This is a genomic window from Streptomyces sp. NPDC060232 (assembly GCF_042726555.1).
Classification (GTDB): Bacteria; Actinomycetota; Actinomycetes; order Streptomycetales; family Streptomycetaceae; genus Streptomyces.
Map to the genome: position 1 here is coordinate 277,127 of NZ_JBHXAG010000007.1, position 16,433 is coordinate 293,559.

The following is a 16,433-nucleotide window of genomic DNA, read 5'->3' on the forward strand; positions in this document are numbered from 1 at the left end:
GCATGTCCCGGGGGCGGGCCATGACGGTCAGGACGACTCCCGGACCACCAGCCTGTTCTGCAGGACGACCGTCGGCCCGCCCGTGCTCCCGGCGCTCCCCCGCCCTCCCGCGACGCGCTCCAGCAGCATCTTCGCCATGGTCCGGCCCATCTCCTCGATGGGCTGGCGGACGCTGGTCAGCGGCGGGTCCATGTGCCGGGCCACCACCGAGTCGTCGAAGCCGACCAGTGCCACGTCCTGCGGGATCCGGCGCCCGACGGCACGCAGCTCCCGCCGGGCGCCCGCCGCCATGACGTCGGAGGAGGCGAAGACCGCGTCGAGGGAGGGGCTGCGTTCGAGCAGCTCGCGCATGGCCCGGCGGCCTCCCTCCTCGGTGAAGTCGGCGACCGCGACCAGCCGCTCGTCGACGGGCCGCCCGGCGGCGGCCAGGGCCTGCCGGTAGCCGTCGAGCCGGCAGCGGGCCCCGTACACGTCCAGCGGGCCGGTGATCGTGGCGATCGTACGGCGGCCCCGGTCGAGCAGGTGGCGTACGGCCTCGGCGGCGCCCGCCAGGTTGTCGGAGTCCACGCAGGGCAGCGTCTCGGCGCCGGAGCGGCGGCCGCTGATCACCGTCGGGATGCCCAGCTCGGCCAGCAGCTCCGGGAGCGGGTCCCCGGCGTGCACGGAGACCAGCAGCACGCCGTCGACGCGGTGCCCGGAGAGGTACTGCGCGAGGCGGCGGCGCTCGCGGTCGCTGCCGGCCAGGGTGAGGACGAGCTGGATGTCGGTCTCCGCGAGGGCGGCACCGACCCCGCGGACCACTTCGGAGAAGTACGGCTCGGCGAAGAACCGGGCCTCGGGCTCGGGGATCACGAGGGCGATGGCGTCGTTGCGGTTGGCCGCGAGGGCGCGGGCCGCGCGGTTCGGTACGTACCCCAGCTCGGTCACGGCCGCCTCGACGGCGGCCCTGGTCTGCTCGCTGACCTTGGATGACCCGTTGATCACCCGGGACACGGTGCCGCGCCCGACCCCGGCGCGTGCCGCGACCTCTTCCAGGGTCGGCCGTCCCCCACTGCGCCCATGCCCGTTCATGGTTTCCTCCCGGTTGTGAATCTACCCCTTGACTACTGTGGGAGCGCTCCCACACTGTGTCACACGACACCCCCACGTTGTCGCCCACCCTTCAGGGAGGAACCATGCGAGCCCAACCCCCGGCCCGAGCACGAGCCCGAAGAAGCCTCCTCACGGCGGCCGCCACCATGGGCGCCGCCGCGCTGCTGCTCGGAGGGTGCGCGCAGGACCCCGAGACGGACCCGAAGTCCGGCTCCTCGGCCGACGGAAAGGCGAAGACCACCCTGACGGTGGGCGTCTTCGGAGCCTTCGGCCTCCAGGAGGCCGGGCTCTACGACGAGTACATGGCACAGAATCCGGGGATCCGCATCGAGCAGACCTCCATCGAGCGCAACGAGAACTACTACCCCCAGCTCCTCACCCACCTGGGTACGGGCAGCGGGCTCGCCGACATCCAGGCCGTCGAGGTCAACAACATCGCCGAGATCACCGCGACCCAGGCCGACAAGCTGGTGGACCTGGGCAAGACCCCCGGCGTGGACAAGGCCGCGTACCTGCCGTGGAAGTGGGCGCAGGGCACGGCGCCCGCGGCGAAGGGCGGGGCCACCGTCGGCCTCGGCACCGACATAGGCCCGCAGGGCATCTGCTATCGCAAGGACCTGTTCGAGGCGGCCGGGCTGCCCTCGGACCGGGAGGCGGTCGGCGCGCTGTGGGCGGGCGACTGGAACAAGTACCTGGAGACGGGCAAGGCGTACAAGGCGAAGGCCGGCGACGGCAAGGCCTTCGTGGACTCGGCGTCGGGCGTCATGGCCGCGGTGACGGGCAGCAGCGCCCAGCGGTTCTACGACGAGCAGGGCAAGGTCGTCTACAAGACCAACCCAGCGGTGCGCGGGGCCTTCGACCTGGCGGCGTCCTTCGCCACCGAGGGGCTGAGCGCCAAGCTGCAGCAGTTCACCCCGGGCTGGGACCAGGGCTTCGCCAACGGCGCCTTCGCGACGGTCTCCTGCCCGGCCTGGATGCTCGGCTACATCCAGGACAAGGCGGGTCCGTCGGGCAAGGACAAGTGGGACGTGGCGCAGGCGCCGAAGCCCAGCAACTGGGGCGGTTCCTTCCTGGTGGTCCCGAAGGCGGGCAAGCGCGCCCAGGAGGCGGCGAAGCTCGCGGCCTGGCTGACGGCTCCGGAGCAGCAGGCGAAGCTCTTCGAGAAGCGGGGCAGCTTCCCGAGCGCGAGCGCCGCGTACCAGCTGCCGGCGGTGTCGGGGGCGAAGCACGAGTACTTCGGCGGGGCCCCGATCGGCGAGATCTTCTCGAAGGCCGCCCAGGGGATTCCGGTGACGGTGGTCGGCCCGAAGGACCTGGTGATCGCACAGAACCTCGCGGACATCGGGATGCTGCAGGTCGACCAGAAGGGCCGCAGCCCGCAGGAGGGCTGGGAGGCCGCGGTGAAGGCCATCGACAACGCCCTGGACCAGTGAGGCGCCGGTGACGGACGAGACGGCATTCCTGTCCCCCTCCGCCGCCGCCCCGGAGCGGCCGGCGGCGGAGGGGGGCGGCCGGGGCCGGCCCGGCCAGGTGTGGCGCTCGCGCCGCTACCGCTGGGACCTGCGCTGGAGCCCGTACGCCTTCGTGGCGCCCTTCTTCCTCTTCTTCGCCGTCTTCGGGCTGTTCCCGCTGCTGTACACGGGCTGGGCGGCGCTGCACCAGGTGGAGCTGACCGATCCGGACAGCATGACGTGGGTGGGACTGCGCAACTTCACCCGGCTGTGGGACGACGAGTTCTTCTGGAACGCGCTGCGCAACACCGTCACCATCGGCCTGCTCTCGACGGTGCCGCAGCTGGCGATCGCGCTGGGCGTGGCCCATCTGCTCAACTACCGGCTGCGGGGCTCGGCGTTCTTCCGGGTCGCCGTGCTCACCCCGTACGCCACCTCCGTGGCGGCGGCCACCCTCGTCTTCGTGCTGCTCTTCGGCCGGGACTACGGAATGATCAACTGGGCGCTCTCGGCGGTCGGCCTCGGGGCGGTGGACTGGCAGAACGGCACCTTCGCCTCCCAGCTGGCGGTGTCCACCATCGTGATCTGGCGTTGGACCGGCTACAACGCGCTGATCTACCTGGCGGCCATGCAGGCCGTGCCGGGCGAGCTGTACGAGTCGGCCGCGCTGGACGGCGCCTCGCGCTGGCAGCAGTTCCTGCACGTCACCGTGCCCTCGCTGCGGCCGACGATCCTCTTCACCTGTGTGGTGTCGACGATCGGGGCGACCCAGCTGTTCGGTGAGCCGCTGCTGTTCAACGGCGGGGCGGGCGCGACGGGCGGCTCGGACCACCAGTTCCAGACGCTCGGGCTGTACCTGTACGAGCAGGGCTGGGTGAACCTGCACCTGGGGCGGGCCTCGGCGATCGCCTGGGCGATGTTCCTGATCCTGCTGCTGATCGCCGGAGCAGCGCGGCTGCTGCGCGGACGGGGGGACTCGCGATGAGAACGCTGCGCGCGGGCCGGCTCACCTATGTGGTGCTCGGCCTCTTCACGGCCGGTTCGCTCTTCCCTCTCCTGTGGACGGCGGTCGCGGCCTCCCGCACCAACACGCGGCTGGCCCAGACCCCGCCGCCGTTCTGGTTCGGCGGGAACCTGGGACGCAACCTGCAGATCGCCTGGACCGACGCCAACATGGGCACGGCCCTGCTGAACACGGTGATCGTGGCGGGCAGCGTCACCGTCGGGACGGTGCTCTTCTCCACCCTGGCGGGCTTCGCCTTCGCCAAACTCCGCTTCCGCGGACGGCGGATGCTGATGGCGCTGGTGGTGGGGACGATGCTGATCCCGCCGCAGCTGAGCGTGGTGCCGCTGTACATGCTGATCGCGAAGCTGTCGTGGACCGACCGGCTCCAGGCGGTGGTCCTGCCGTCCCTGGTGTGCGCCTTCGGGGTGTTCTTCATGCGCCAGTACCTGGTGCACGCGCTGCCGACGGAACTGGTGGAGGCGGCCCGCACCGACGGGGCGAGCTCCCTGAGGGTCATGTGGCACGTGGTCTTCCCCGCGGCCCGGCCGGCGATGGCGGTACTGGGGATGCTGACCTTCGTCATGTCCTGGAACGACTTCTTCTGGCCGATCGTCGCGCTGACCCAGAACGGCAGCCCGACGGTACAGGTGGCCCTGACCGGGCTGGGCCGGGGTTACATCCCCGACCAGTCGGTGATCATGGCGGGTGCGCTGCTGGGCACGCTTCCGCTGCTGCTGGTGTTCCTCGTCTTCGGCCGCCAGATCGTCGGCGGCATCATGCAGGGAGCGGTAAAGGGATGACTGACACCCCGATGCACACGACGGACATGTCGAACACGCCACACACTCCGAGCGGGTCGCACACGCCGAAGCCGACGGAGCAGGCCGGGGAACTCCGCTTCCCCGACGGGTTCCTGTGGGGCACGGCCACGGCGGCATTCCAGATCGAGGGCGCGGCCGCCCTGCGCGGGCCGTCCATCTGGGACACCTTCTGCCGCACCCCGGGCAAGGTGTACGGCGGCCACACCGGCGACGTCGCGGTCGACCACCACCGGCTGTGGCGCGAGGACGTCGCGCTCATGGCCGAACTGGGGCTCGGCGCCTACCGGTTCTCCGTGTCCTGGCCACGCGTCCTCGCCGGCGGGATCGGCTTCTACGACGAGTTGGTCGACGAGCTGCTGGCCCACGGCATCCAGCCCTGCGTGACGCTCTACCACTGGGACCTCCCGCAGGAGCTGGAGGACGCCGGCGGCTGGCCGGAGCGGGAGACCGCCTACGCCTTCGCCCGGTACGCCGGGCAGGTCGCTGACGCCCTCGCCGACCGCGTGGAGCTCTGGACCACCCTCAACGAGCCCTGGTGCAGCGCCTTCCTCGGCTACGCCTCCGGCGTCCACGCCCCCGGCCGCACCTCTCCCGCCGACTCGCTGCGCGCCGCCCACCACCTCAACCTGGCCCACGGCCTGGCCGCGACCGCCCTGCCGGCCCGCACCCGGGCCGGCATCGCGCTCAACCCCAGCGCGGTGCGGCCGCTGACCGGCTCGGCGGCCGACCTGGACGCGGCCCGCCGTATCGACGCGCTCGCCAACCGCATCTTCACCGGGCCCCTGCTGCACGGCGCCTACCCGCAGGACCTGCTCGCGGACACCGCCGCCCTGACGGACTGGTCGTTCGTCCGCACCGGCGACGAGGCGCTGATCCGCCAGCCCCTGGACTTCCTCGGCGTGAACTACTACACCCCGGCGGTGGTGTCGGCGGCCCCGGACGGGAGCGGCCCGCGCGCCGACGGCCACGGCGCCACTTCCCACTCCCCCTGGCCCGCCGCGGACACGGTGGCCTTCCACCAGCCGCCCGGCGAACAGACCGACATGGGCTGGTCGATCGACCCGACCGGCCTGTACGACCTGCTGATGCGCTTCACCCGCGAGGCACCCGGCCTGCCGCTGATGGTCACCGAGAACGGCGCGGCCTACGCCCCGGACCTGGACGACCCGCAGCGCATCGCCTACCTGGAGGCCCACCTCGCCGCCGTCCACCGCGCGCTGGCGGACGGCGCCCCCGTGGGCGGCTACTTCCTCTGGTCGCTGCTGGACAACTTCGAGTGGTCCTACGGATACAGCAAGCGCTTCGGCATCGTGCACGTCGACTACGAGACCCAGGTCCGCACGCCGCGCTCCAGCGCCCACTGGTACGCCCGCCTGGCCCGTAAGGGGGCCATGTAGCGTCACGCGAAGACGCCGGCGTGGTCCTCGGCCCAGGTCCTGAACGTGCGGGCCGGGTGGCCGGTGAGCTGCTCGACGGCGCCGGTGATCTCGACCGGGAGGCCGTCGGTGGACGCCCAGTACTCCAGGAGCGCGTCGGCGTAGGGGCCGGGGATGCAGCCGTCCACCTCGGCCTTCCACTGCTCGGCCGATACGGCCTCGAAGGGTATGGGCCGGCCGAGGACTTCGCCGAGTATCGAGAGCTGGGTGGCGAAGGTCAGCGACTGCGGGCCGGTCAGCGTGTACGCGCGGCCTGCCAGGGCCGGATCGGTGAGGACCGCGAGGGCCGACTCGGCGAGGTCGGCCTCGTGCACGGGGTCGCAGTGGCCGCCGGGGTAGGGCAGGCGGACCGGTCGCCCCGACTTCAGCGACCAGGCCCAGCCCCGGGCGTTGCTCGCGAAGGCCCCGGGCCGCAGCAGGGTGGTGCGCAGTGGGGAGGCCGACAGAGCCTGCTCGACGACGAGGTGGGAGGACGACAGCGGGCTGTCGGCGGCATACGGGGCGAGTACCGAGGATGAAGACAGGAGCACGACGTGCTCCACCCCTGCCGTGACGGCCTCCTTGACGAAGGCTTCGATGCCGGACGCCTCGGCGTAGAGGAAGACGGAGCGGATGCCGGCGAGGGCGCCGGGGAACGTCGCCGGATCGGTGAGGTCGCAGTGGACCGCATCGGGGGTGCCCCGTTCACGGGAGCCCAGGCGGTAGGGGATGCCACGGGCGGCGAGGAGGCCGCAGAGAGAGCGGGCGACGGCACCGCGGCCGCCGGTCACAAGCATGGGCATGGCTGATTCCCCTTTTCTGGAGTGGTGGTGCCGAGTGACGCTAGAATTGCTACGCGACACAGATTCCGCACTACACACTCTCTGCGTCACACAGATAAATTTGGAGCACGGAGAATCCGATGTCAACCGATTCCCCTCGTACGGGTGATGAGTGGAGCCGCGCCGAGCTGCTCGCGCGCATCGTCACCGAGAGCCAGCGGCACTACGCCGACTACTCCCTCTTCAACCAGGCCATGGCCGACTCGGTCGGTCTGCACCCCACCGACATGCAGTGCGTCGCCCTCCTCGACATGGAGCCCGGCCCCGTCAGCACCGGCGACATCGCCCGACTCACCGGCCTGACCTCGGGCTCGGCCACCCGCCTCGTCGACCGGATGGTCAAAGCGGGCATCGTCGAACGGCGGACAGACCCGAACGACCGCCGCCGCTCCCTCGTGGCCCTCTCCCCCGAGGCGCGCCGGCGCATCGGCGCGGCGTGGGACACCCCGGGCCGCGCCTTCGGCGCCGTACTGGAGGGCTACTCCGACTCCGAACTCGCCGTCATCGCCGACTACCTGCACCGCGCAGCCGAGGTGGGACGGGCCCAGGCCAAGCGGCTGACTTCCGGCGAGCCCGACTGACGGCCCTGCCGCGGCGCCGTACGGATCCCCCGGCTCCGCCCAACCCGCCCTGCCCCGCCGCCCCGCCCCGCCCCGCCCTGCCCCGCAAGGCCTCCCGGCCGACGTCCCATCAGGCGTGCCGGCGGCGCCCCGTCAGGCGCCCTGGATGTGGAAGTTGAAGTCCGTGTGGCCGAGCGCGCCCATCAGGCGGAGCCAGAGCGGCAGCAGCATCTCCGCACCCCGGGCCGTCTCGATGCCGCCGAGGTCGAGGACGCTCGCCTCCGGCCATCCGAAGGAGTACAACAGCTCTCGCACCACCTTCTTGGCGTCCGCGTCGTCCCCCGACACGAACACGTGGTGCTCGCCGGCGACCCGCGCCGGGTCCACCATGATCTGGCAGTTCATCGTGTTCAGCGTCTTGACCACCCGCAGCCCCGGGAACGTCCGCTGGATCAGCTCGCCCAGGCTGTCGTCGTCCACCGGGTCCAGACCCGGCGGGAAACCACCCGAGAAGTCCAGCGGGTTCGCGATGTCGATGAGGATCCTGCCCTCCAGGTGCGCGGCGTCCGCCTCCGTCAGCGCGGCGATGCTGACCTGCCCGCCGGTGGCGTTGACCAGGATCTCGCCGTCCCCCGCGGCCTGGGCGAAGCCGGCCAGCCCGATCCCGGGGTGGACCTCCTGCCAGTCCGAGTACTCGGCCCGGCCGAGGGTGGCGCCGGGGTCCCGGGTCCCGATGACGACCTGGTGGCCCAGGGAGTCGAGCCGGGCGGCCACCGTGCGGCCGACGATCCCGGTGCCGAGGACTGCGTAGCGCATCTGCTGCTTCCTTCCGGTCGGTACGGGAGCCCGGCGGGCCCCCAGGGACTGTCCGTCGGATCAGGGCCGGGCGTCCGGCATCCCCACCTCGTAGAAGAACCGGTACCGGTCCGGGTCGTCCGGGAGGAACCAGTGATAGCCCTCCTCCAGGAAGACGACCACCAGGTTCACGGCGATGACGACGCCCAGGAACCAGAGCGCGAACATGCCCGCCGCCCGCAGCAGCCCCGGCCCCGTCGCCGGGACGCTGCGGTCCGCCGTGGTGTGCGCGGTGGCCAGGACGACGCCGATGACGAGCACCGAGGCCTGGAAGAGGATCAGGGCCCACACGTACAGATGCAGGCCGAGCACCTCGCTCCCGTACCCCTTGGCGCCCGGCAGGATGTGCTGCGTCGTCTGCCGCCAGGCCGCGAAGGAGCCTCCGGCCGCCGCGACCAGCGCCAGGCCCCAGCCCGTCATGTAGTGGCGGCCCGTCACCGAGCCGCGCAGCAGCGCCGTCCGGACGATGTACGCCGCGCCCATCGCCGCCAGCAGCATGAACATCCGCTGCACGACACAGAGCGGGGACGGATGCTCCCATGCCCTGAACTGCTGGAAGAGGCCGACGCAGACCACACCCGTCCAGCCGATGGCGAAGAGGCAGGCGAACCAGTACTGGACCTTGCCCGGCGGCGCGGCGTCGGGCGCGGTCTCCGGGACGAGGCTCTCGATCGTGGCCATCGTCACCAGCTCAGCGTCAGAGCCAGGCTGCCGGTGATGTGGTGCGCCATCAGCAGGAAGACGGCGATGAGCATGACCCACCACGCCCCGAGCACGACCATCCGGGACGTCTCCCGGTACATGGCGATCAGCGTGGCGAGGAGCCCGCCGAAGATGAGGGTGTCCATGCCGCGGACCGTACCGAGACGAGGACATCCCGCCTGCTAGGCGCGCCCCCGCTCACGGCGTGGCGCGCCCCCGGTTACGTCGGTTGCCGCGTCGGCCGCGGCCGGGCCGCCCCGCGCCCGGGCCGCCCGAGCTCCGGCCGTCCAGGCCGATCCACACCCGGACCTCGGTGCCGCCGAGGACCGAGCGCCCCAGCCGGACGTCGCCTCCGGTCGACTCCGCGACCCGGCGCACGATGTCCAGGCCGAGGCCTGTGGACCCGTCCCGGCCGCCGTCGTTGCCGCGGCGCAGGGCGGCGTCCGGGTCGGAGATGCCGGGGCCCGCGTCCGAGACGAGCACGATCACCGCGTCGCCCGCGTCGTGGACGTCCACCGCGAAGGGGGTGCCCTCGGGGGTGTGCCGGAAGACGTTGCCGAGCATGGCGTCGAGGGCGGCGGCCAGTTCGGGCCGCGCCACGGGGATGCGTACCGTACGGTCCACACCCGCCAGCCGCACCTCGCGGCCCTCGTCCTCCGCGAGCGCCGACCAGAAGTCCATCCGGTCGCGGATCACCTCGGAGGCGTCGCATCCCGCCCCCGCGCCCGCGCCGACCAGGCCGGTGGCCGGTCGCTGCTCTCGGGCCGTACGGATGATCGTGTCGACCTCGCGCTCCAGCTGCTCCACGGCCGCCCGGGTCTGCTCGGCGGCCGGGCCGTCACCGAGGGAGGCCGTGTTGAGCCGCAGCACGGTCAGCGGGGTGCGCAGCCGGTGCGACAGGTCGGCGGCCAGCTCCCGTTCGTTGGCGAGGAGTTCGACGACCTGGTCCGCCATCGCGTTGAAGGCCAGGGCCGCCGAGCGCAGTTCCTTCGGCCCGGCCTCGGGCACCCGCGCCCCGAGCCGTCCCTCACCGAGCTGGTGCGCGGCGTCCGCGAGCCGCTCGGCCGGCCGGACGAGCCGGGCGCCGAGCCGGTCGGCGACCGCGACCGAGCCGACGATCAGGGCGATTCCGACGCCCGCGAGGACCAGCCAGGCCGTGGCGACGCCGTTGCTGACCTCGCTCTCCGGTACGAAGATCTCCACCACGGCGATGTCGCCGGACCCCAGTGCGATCGGCTGGAGCAGCGCGGAGCCTCCGCCGGACACCTTGGCCGTCGTGGCCCGCCCCATCCGCCGGGTCTCCGCGACGGCGCGCTCGCCGGCCCGGCCCTCGCCGATGCTCACGCGCGCGCTGTCGCCGATCGCGGGCACGTGCACGGCCATCCGCCGGGCGGCGCCCATCTGCGTGGACTCCACCGCCTTGCGCAGCTGCAGCGGGTCGGTGGTGATCGACAGGGTGGGCCCTATGGTGGCGGCCTGCCGCTCGGCGTTGGAGAACGCCCGGTCGCTGGCCATCTCCTGGACGACGAGCCCGAGCGGTACGGCGAAGGCCACGACCACCATGGCCGTGACCGCGAGGCACACCTTGACAAGGGCCCATCTCATCGCGGCATCACCGCGGTGGCTCCAGCTTCACGCCGACCCCGCGCAGGGTGTGCAGGTACCGCGGGCGGGCGGCGGTCTCGCCGAGCTTGCGGCGCAGCCAGGACAGGTGGACGTCGATGGTCTGGTCGTCCCCGTACGACTGCTGCCAGACCTCGGCGAGCAGTTCGCGCCGGGCCACGACCACGCCCGGCCGGCCGGCGAGGAAGGCCAGTAGGTCGAACTCCCGGCGGGTGAGGTCCAGTACCGCCCCGTCGAGCTCGGCCTGGCGGCGCAGCGGGTCGATGGCGAGGCCGCCGACGCGCAGGACGCGCGAAGGCGGTTCGGCCCCGGCGGCGGCCCGCGCGCGGCGCAGGACGGCGGCCATCCGGGCGGAGAGGTGTTCGACGGAGAAAGGTTTGGTCAGGTAGTCGTCGGCGCCGTCGTTGAGCAGCCGGACGATCTCCGCCTCGTCGTCGCGCGCGGTGGCGATGATCACAGGGACGTCGGTGATGCCGCGCAGCATCTTGAGCGCCTCGGATCCGTCCAGGTCGGGCAGGCCGAGGTCGAGGATGACCACGTCGAAGCGGTGGTGCGCGACCTCGCGCAGGGCCTCCAGGGCCGTACCGACGCTGCGCACGGTGTGCGAGGCCTCGGTCAGGTGCCGGATGAGGGCGGAACGTACGAACTGGTCGTCCTCGACCACGAGCACACTTGCCATGGGCGGCACCGTAGTCCATCCGGGCGACCGCGCGGGGTGTCGGGCCACTCTTGGGGCGCGTGGTGCAGTATGGGCCGTGATGCAAAAAGGACTTGTACATGCCATGGCCTGGATGCTCGCGACCGGGGCGGCGGTGACGCTGTGCTGGTGGGGCGTCCACACCGTCATGTCGGGCACGGCCTACGATCCGCCGCTCGCGGTGCCCTTGGCCGGCCAGCCGCTGTCCTCCTCGACCCGCAGCGCACAGCCTTCGGACTCCCCCTCGCAGTCCCCGTCCGCCTCGCCCTCCCAGGCGCCCGGCCCGTCCGCGTCACCGGCCGCCGGGGCCTTGGCCGACAAGCCGTCGCAGAAGCCCCCCGCCTCCCCGGACGACCGGCAGCAGGCGGGTGGCCAGGGGGCGGGGAGGGTGCGGGCGTATCCGGTCTCCGGCGGCAGGGTCACCTTCTCCCTCGGCGCGTCGTCGGCCGAGCTGGTCTCGGCGACGCCGGCGGCCGGCTGGCGGATGCAGGTGTGGAAGCAGGACTTCTGGATCCGGGTCACCTTCACCCGGGACGGCCGTGAGGTGTCGGTGTTCTGCACCTGGCACGACCACCCGCCGATGGTCGAGACCGTCGACCCCTGAGGGCCCCGGTCGCCTGGGGCGACGCCGGTGCGCCCGGGACTATGCCCGCCCCGGGCGCACTGAGGGGCCGCCGAGGATCAGAAGCTTGGGTCGAGCTCTGATCCGAAGGTGTAGGTCCCCGACAGGTGCAGCTGGTTGGTGTCGGCCAGGGTGGCCATCGGCGAGCCCGGCTTGGACAGCCAGGAGTGCTGGTTGTAGTACCCGTTGTAGGGGATCATGCAGTCGCTCCAGGTGTACCAGCCGGCTGCGATGAAGATGTCACGGTTCGGGATCCGCGCGTTGTTGAGGACCTGCGACCACTTGTAGTTCCCCGTCGCCAAATAGATGTCCCGGGACACGCAGGCGCTGGGCATGCTCGCGTTCGGGGTCGCGGTCAGGGTCACCTCCCGCGTGTTGTACGCCGTGTCGGCGGCGCTGGCGGGGGCCCCGGCGAGGGCGACGAGAGCGGTCGCGGAAGCCGCCGCGGCGGCGAACGTGCTGAGCTTGCCCATGATGCTTCTGGCTCCTTCGTTTCGAACGTGACGTACTCGGCCGGACGACACGGACGTTATCGAAGTGACATGGGAAGCATCGACGTGCAGTCTGGGCGTAATTCCATAAGCGGGAATTATCGCCGAGCCGGGGGGCTGCGTTGGAAATGCGGGATGTGGACGTCTTTTTGACGCTGGCAGACGAGCTCCACTTCGGGCGGACGGCCGAGCGGTTGCACCTCTCCCAGGCTCGGGTCAGCCAGGTCGTTCGCAAGCTGGAACGGGCCATCGGCGCAGCCCTGTTCGAGCGCACCACGCGCACCGTGCACCTCACCCCGATCGGCCACCGCCTACGCGAGGACCTTTCGCATGCCCGGGAGCTGTTCCATGCGGCGACGGAGAGGGCCCGCACGGCAGCCTGCGGAATGCGCGGACCATTACGGGTCGGGTTCCTCGGAGCCATGGCGCATGAGATTCGGCCTTTGATCGAAGAATTCAGGTCACGCCATCAGAACATTTCCGTCGAGTTGATAGAATCCCGCCTTTCCGATCCGCTCGGCCCTCTTCGCACCAATGAGGTGGACGCGCAAATCCTGTGGCTTCCGGTCACGGAATCCGACGTGACCGTCGGCCCCGTGATGTTGACCGAGGGGCGCGTGCTCGCCGTTCCGACCGGGTCGTGCATGGCCGACCTCGATTCCGTTTCGTGGGAGGAACTCGGCGGCTACCGCGTCGTCGACCTCGGTCACCTGGCGCCGCCCTACTGGGTGGAGTCCTTGACCCCGCGACGGACACCCGCCGGACGCCTCATCAGGCGAGGTCCGACCGCGCGCACTCTCCAGGAGGTCCTCGCCCTCATCGGCGAAGGTCAGGTCGTCAGCCCCCTGCACCAGCATTGGACCCGGTACTTCCCCTACCCCGACATCACCTACCTGCCGATCCGGGACGCCCCGACCACTCAGTGGGCACTTGTGTGGCCCACCACGGGCCGGAACGAGCTCGTGCACGCCTTCGCCGACGTGGTACGGGAACTGCGGCCCTGCCGGACGGTCACGCCCGGCTGACCAGTCCCGCCGCGGCGCTAACGAAAAACGGAGGACGGCGGCCGCGGCGAGGCCACCGCGGAGGCGTCGGCGACCGGAGCCGCGCCGCCCGCGAAGTCCGCCAGCGCCCGGCCGTGCTCGACCCGGCCCGGATGCGGGTCGCCGGCGACCCGGCGGGTGAATTCCGCGACGGGCAGCTCCCGGTCGGCCGCCACCAGCACGGCATTGCCGAAACGCTTCCCCCGCCACACCACCGGATCCGCGGCCAGCGCCAGTTCCGTGAACCGGGACGCGGCCGTCGCGATCTGGCTCCGCAGATGGGTCAGCGGCGGACCGTCCGCGAGGTTCGCGACGTACCACCCGGTGGGCGCCAGCGCCCGGCGTACCTCGTCCAGGAACTCGGCGCTCGTCAGGTGCGCCGGGGTACGCGCCCCGCTGAACACGTCCGCGATCACCAGGTCCGCCCAGCCGTCCGGCACCTTGGCCAGACCGGCCCGCGCGTCCACCGCCCGGACCCGGACCCGCGCCTGCGGGTCCAGCGGCAGGTGCTCCCGTACGAAGGCCACCAGGGCGGCGTCGATCTCCACGACCTGCTGGGTGGAACGAGGGCGGGACGCGGCCGTGTAGCGGGCGAGGGTGAAGGCACCGCCGCCCAGGTGCACCACGTTCAGGGGCTGCCGGGGGGGCGCGACGAGATCGATGAGATGGCCGATCCGCCGCTGGTAGGAGAAGTCCAGGTACGCGGGATCGTCCAGGTCGACATGCGACTGCGGGGCCCCGTCGATCAGCAGGGTCCAGGCCCCGGGGCGCTCGCGGTCCGGCTCCAGCTCCGCCCGGCCGCCGTCCACCTGCCCGACGACCGCCTCCGCGCCGCCGCGCCCGCGCTGCCTGCCCTTGTTCCTGTCCTTGCCTGCCACCACCCCATTGTGCGGGGCGGCCGGCCGGGAGCGGTCAGCGGCAGTTGTCCGCGGCCTCGATCAGCCGGGCCGCCTCGCCGAGCGCCGCACGCAGCACCTCGGGGTCGGTGACCGGCCCGACGGCCTCCGGCGGGAGCAGCCAGCCCGTGGCGCCCGCGGTGGGCGAGACTGCGTCGCCGAAGCGCATCCCCCGCCCGTCGGACTGCGTACACGCACTGCCCGGGAGGTCCCACGCGTCGGCGGTGCCGGGCGGGACGAGGAAGCCGAGGGTGTCGCCGGACCCGTCGTGCAGAACGGGCCCCACCGGGCCGGACCGGCCGGCGGCGCGACGGATGATGTCCACCGCCTCCAGGCCTTGGCGGGCGGGCACGGTCACCAGGTCAAGGTCCAGGTCCAGGTCCGGGGTCGGGGCCGCGCCGGGCTCGGGTGCGGTGTTCGTTCCAGTGATCTGCATGCCGGCCTCCACCAAGGGGAAACCCCTCCTCGATCCGTGTCCGCATGAGTTCAACGCACGGGAACGTCAACGGGTGCGGCACCAAGACGCCGCAAAGGATGGCAGTTCATGGCGGATCGCGGGTGAGATATCCGTTTTGTAGCTAAACATCGCGTGAACACCCCGTCGCTGGCGGTACGTTCATGCGCGCCGGGCCCCACTCCACCACCCACCGCACCGGCGCTGCGTTCCTTGCCAGAGAGGTCACGTCCATGGCGGCGTTCCCCCACTCACCCAACTCCACGTTCCGGCGGCTGCGCGGTCAGCACTCCCCTGCCGAGTTCGCGGCCCTGGTACGACGGGCGGCGAAGGAGATCGGAGAAACGGTTTCCTGCGACGCGCGCTACATCGGCCGGGTCGAGTCCGGCGAGATCCGCTGCCCCAACTACGCCTACGAGCGGGTCTTCCTCCACATGTTTCCCGGCCGCACCCTGGCCGACCTGGGCTTCTCCCCCCGCGAGAGCGTCCGCGGGCGCTCGGCGCAGCGCAGCCCGCACCCCCTGTCCGGCCCCGTCCCCCGTTCCCCTTCCAGTGCCAAGGAGAGCGACGTGCTGCGTCGCGCGTTCATGGCGGGCGGCTCCGCGACCGTGGCGGCCGCGACGCTCAGCCTCACCCTGCTCGGCGACACCCGCCGGCTGCCCGCGCGCGCAGGCGAGTCCGAGGCGGCCGCCGTCGAGGACGCCGTACGCCGGATCAGGCTGCTGGACGACCGGCACGGGGCGGACGCGCTCTACCGCAAGGCGTCAGAACCCCTGCGCACCGCCTACGCCCTGCTCGACGCCGGTGCCACCCGGCAGTCCACCGAGGACCGGCTGCACTCGGGCGCCGGTGAACTGGCCGTCTCGGTCGGCTGGCTGGCCCACGACTCCGGCCGCTTCGACGACGCCCGCTCGCACTACGCGGAGGCGCTGGCCACGGCCCGGGTGGCCCGGGACGCGAGCCTGGAGGCGCACGCCTTCAGCAACATGTCGTTCCTGGCCCGGGACACCGGTCGCTCGCGCGAGGCGGTACGGGCGGCCCAGGCGGGCCGGCGCGCCGCGTCCTGCCTCGGCTCGCCGCGGCTGCTGGCGCTGCTCGCCCTGCGGGAGGCCGGCGGGTGGGCGGGGCTCGGCGACCGCAAGGCCTGCGAGGAGTCGCTGACGCGGGCCCACCGGGAGTTCTCCCGGGGACCGGCGCAGGCCGACCCCGAGTGGATGTCCTTCTTCGGCGAGGCCGAGCTGGAGTCACTGGAGGCCCGCTGCTGGTCGGCGCTCGGGGAGCACGCCCGTGCGGCCCGGCACGCGCGGCGGGCGGCGGACCTGCAGGATCCGCACTTCGCCCGGAACGTGGCGCTGTACACCGCCGAGCTGGCCGGCGACCTCGCGCGGGCGGACGCGCCCGACGAGGCCGCCTGGGCGGGTGGGCGGGTGCTGGACCTGCTGGCCGACGTGCAGTCGACGCGGGTGCGGTCGATGCTCGCGGGGACGGCCGCGGTCCTTGTCCCCCACCAGCGGTCTCCGCGCGTGGGTGCGTTCCTGGCGCGCCACGCCTCTGCGTAACGCCGCTCGGCTCCGGCCGGTGTCCTGGGGCTCCGCGGTTCGGCTGCCGTCGGTGTTTCGGCTGTCGCTAACCCGGCTGCCCGCCGGTGGGTGGTGCTGGGGCTCTGCCCGTGCCCTGCGGTTCGGCTGCGGCCGGTGGCTGCTGGGGCTGCGCCCCGGGCTGTGCGGTTCGGCTGCCGTCGGTGTTTCGGCTGCGGGCCGGTGGGTGGTGCTGGGGCTCTGCCCCAGGCCCCGCGCCTCAATCGCCGGCGGGGCTGGGTGGTGTGGGGTGGTGCCCCGCCGGAGTGTCTCCTCGGCTCGCGCG

The 16,433-nt window shown here is 72.3% G+C and carries 18 protein-coding genes; 8 read left to right on the top strand and 10 right to left on the bottom strand.

The window, feature by feature from the left end:
• Positions 1–27 precede the first annotated feature (27 nt).
• Entirely contained in the window at positions 28–1,071 is a 1,044-nt protein-coding gene (locus tag ACFWFZ_RS13715) for a LacI family DNA-binding transcriptional regulator (RefSeq protein WP_387121271.1), read from the bottom strand.
• Positions 1,072–1,238: 167 nt separating this feature from the next.
• Here ACFWFZ_RS13715 and ACFWFZ_RS13720 point away from each other — a divergent pair, with 167 nt between their 5' ends.
• Genes ACFWFZ_RS13720 through ACFWFZ_RS13735 form a run of 4 tightly spaced genes read left to right on the top strand, consistent with a single transcriptional unit; the run spans position 1,239 to position 5,767 of the window.
• Positions 1,239–2,525: an ABC transporter substrate-binding protein gene (locus ACFWFZ_RS13720; protein WP_387121345.1), complete on the top strand. Its 1,287-nt coding sequence runs from the start codon at positions 1,239–1,241 to the stop codon at positions 2,523–2,525.
• Positions 2,526–2,532: 7 nt separating this feature from the next.
• Entirely contained in the window at positions 2,533–3,528 is a 996-nt protein-coding gene (locus ACFWFZ_RS13725) for a carbohydrate ABC transporter permease (RefSeq protein WP_387121274.1), read from the top strand.
• Complete coding sequence (locus tag ACFWFZ_RS13730) at positions 3,525–4,349, top strand: carbohydrate ABC transporter permease (protein WP_387121277.1); 825 nt, start codon at positions 3,525–3,527, stop codon at positions 4,347–4,349. Before ACFWFZ_RS13725 ends, ACFWFZ_RS13730 begins: the two co-directional genes overlap by 4 nt.
• A 26-nt stretch (positions 4,350–4,375) precedes the next feature.
• The gene (locus ACFWFZ_RS13735; RefSeq protein ID WP_387121348.1) at positions 4,376–5,767 is read left to right on the top strand and encodes a GH1 family beta-glucosidase; all 1,392 of its coding nucleotides are present in this window, start codon (positions 4,376–4,378) and stop codon (positions 5,765–5,767) included.
• 2 nt (positions 5,768–5,769) lie between these two features.
• Here ACFWFZ_RS13735 and ACFWFZ_RS13740 read toward each other — a convergent pair whose 3' ends face one another.
• Positions 5,770–6,588, bottom strand: coding sequence for an NAD(P)H-binding protein (locus tag ACFWFZ_RS13740; protein WP_387121280.1), 819 nt, complete (start codon positions 6,586–6,588; stop codon positions 5,770–5,772).
• 119 nt (positions 6,589–6,707) lie between these two features.
• Here ACFWFZ_RS13740 and ACFWFZ_RS13745 point away from each other — a divergent pair, with 119 nt between their 5' ends.
• Entirely contained in the window at positions 6,708–7,208 is a 501-nt protein-coding gene (locus tag ACFWFZ_RS13745) for a MarR family winged helix-turn-helix transcriptional regulator (protein ID WP_387121283.1), read from the top strand.
• Between the two features lie 132 nt (positions 7,209–7,340).
• On the opposite strand, the gene ACFWFZ_RS13750 is transcribed toward ACFWFZ_RS13745, so the two are convergent.
• From ACFWFZ_RS13750 to ACFWFZ_RS13770, 5 genes are read right to left on the bottom strand one after another with little or no spacing between them, the layout of a single operon-like run.
• Positions 7,341–8,003: an NADPH-dependent F420 reductase gene (locus tag ACFWFZ_RS13750; RefSeq protein WP_387121286.1), complete on the bottom strand. Its 663-nt coding sequence runs from the start codon at positions 8,001–8,003 to the stop codon at positions 7,341–7,343.
• Positions 8,004–8,063: 60 nt separating this feature from the next.
• The gene (locus ACFWFZ_RS13755) at positions 8,064–8,723 is read right to left on the bottom strand and encodes a disulfide bond formation protein B (protein WP_387121351.1); all 660 of its coding nucleotides are present in this window, start codon (positions 8,721–8,723) and stop codon (positions 8,064–8,066) included.
• A gap of 2 nt (positions 8,724–8,725) precedes the next feature.
• The gene (locus ACFWFZ_RS13760) at positions 8,726–8,890 is read right to left on the bottom strand and encodes a DUF5993 family protein (protein WP_387121289.1); all 165 of its coding nucleotides are present in this window, start codon (positions 8,888–8,890) and stop codon (positions 8,726–8,728) included.
• Between the two features lie 52 nt (positions 8,891–8,942).
• Complete coding sequence (locus ACFWFZ_RS13765) at positions 8,943–10,349, bottom strand: sensor histidine kinase (RefSeq protein ID WP_387121292.1); 1,407 nt, start codon at positions 10,347–10,349, stop codon at positions 8,943–8,945.
• A 7-nt stretch (positions 10,350–10,356) separates the two neighbouring features.
• Positions 10,357–11,046, bottom strand: a complete 690-nt coding sequence (locus tag ACFWFZ_RS13770) for a response regulator transcription factor (protein WP_202201451.1) — start codon at positions 11,044–11,046, stop codon at positions 10,357–10,359.
• A gap of 79 nt (positions 11,047–11,125) precedes the next feature.
• On the opposite strand from ACFWFZ_RS13770, the gene ACFWFZ_RS13775 reads away from it, so the two are divergent.
• On the top strand, positions 11,126–11,668 hold the full coding sequence (locus ACFWFZ_RS13775) for a hypothetical protein (protein ID WP_387121296.1): 543 nt from the start codon (positions 11,126–11,128) through the stop codon (positions 11,666–11,668).
• Positions 11,669–11,745: 77 nt separating this feature from the next.
• Here the strand turns inward: ACFWFZ_RS13775 and ACFWFZ_RS13780 are convergent, their stop codons facing one another.
• On the bottom strand, positions 11,746–12,159 hold the full coding sequence (locus tag ACFWFZ_RS13780) for a hypothetical protein (RefSeq protein WP_387121299.1): 414 nt from the start codon (positions 12,157–12,159) through the stop codon (positions 11,746–11,748).
• 146 nt (positions 12,160–12,305) lie between these two features.
• Here ACFWFZ_RS13780 and ACFWFZ_RS13785 point away from each other — a divergent pair, with 146 nt between their 5' ends.
• The gene (locus tag ACFWFZ_RS13785; protein WP_387121302.1) at positions 12,306–13,202 is read left to right on the top strand and encodes a LysR family transcriptional regulator; all 897 of its coding nucleotides are present in this window, start codon (positions 12,306–12,308) and stop codon (positions 13,200–13,202) included.
• Between the two features lie 17 nt (positions 13,203–13,219).
• Here the strand turns inward: ACFWFZ_RS13785 and ACFWFZ_RS13790 are convergent, their stop codons facing one another.
• Together ACFWFZ_RS13790 and ACFWFZ_RS13795 are read right to left on the bottom strand one after the other, a co-directional pair.
• Positions 13,220–14,098 carry a spermidine synthase gene (locus ACFWFZ_RS13790; protein ID WP_387121305.1) on the bottom strand — a complete coding sequence of 293 codons (879 nt, stop codon included), beginning with the start codon at positions 14,096–14,098 and terminating at the stop codon, positions 13,220–13,222.
• 34 nt (positions 14,099–14,132) lie between these two features.
• Positions 14,133–14,552 (bottom strand): hypothetical protein, encoded by a 420-nt coding sequence (locus tag ACFWFZ_RS13795; protein ID WP_387121308.1) that lies wholly within the window; start codon positions 14,550–14,552, stop codon positions 14,133–14,135.
• 251 nt (positions 14,553–14,803) lie between these two features.
• Here ACFWFZ_RS13795 and ACFWFZ_RS13800 point away from each other — a divergent pair, with 251 nt between their 5' ends.
• Positions 14,804–16,129 (top strand): tetratricopeptide repeat protein, encoded by a 1,326-nt coding sequence (locus ACFWFZ_RS13800; RefSeq protein ID WP_387121311.1) that lies wholly within the window; start codon positions 14,804–14,806, stop codon positions 16,127–16,129.
• Positions 16,130–16,433: the final 304 nt, after the last annotated feature.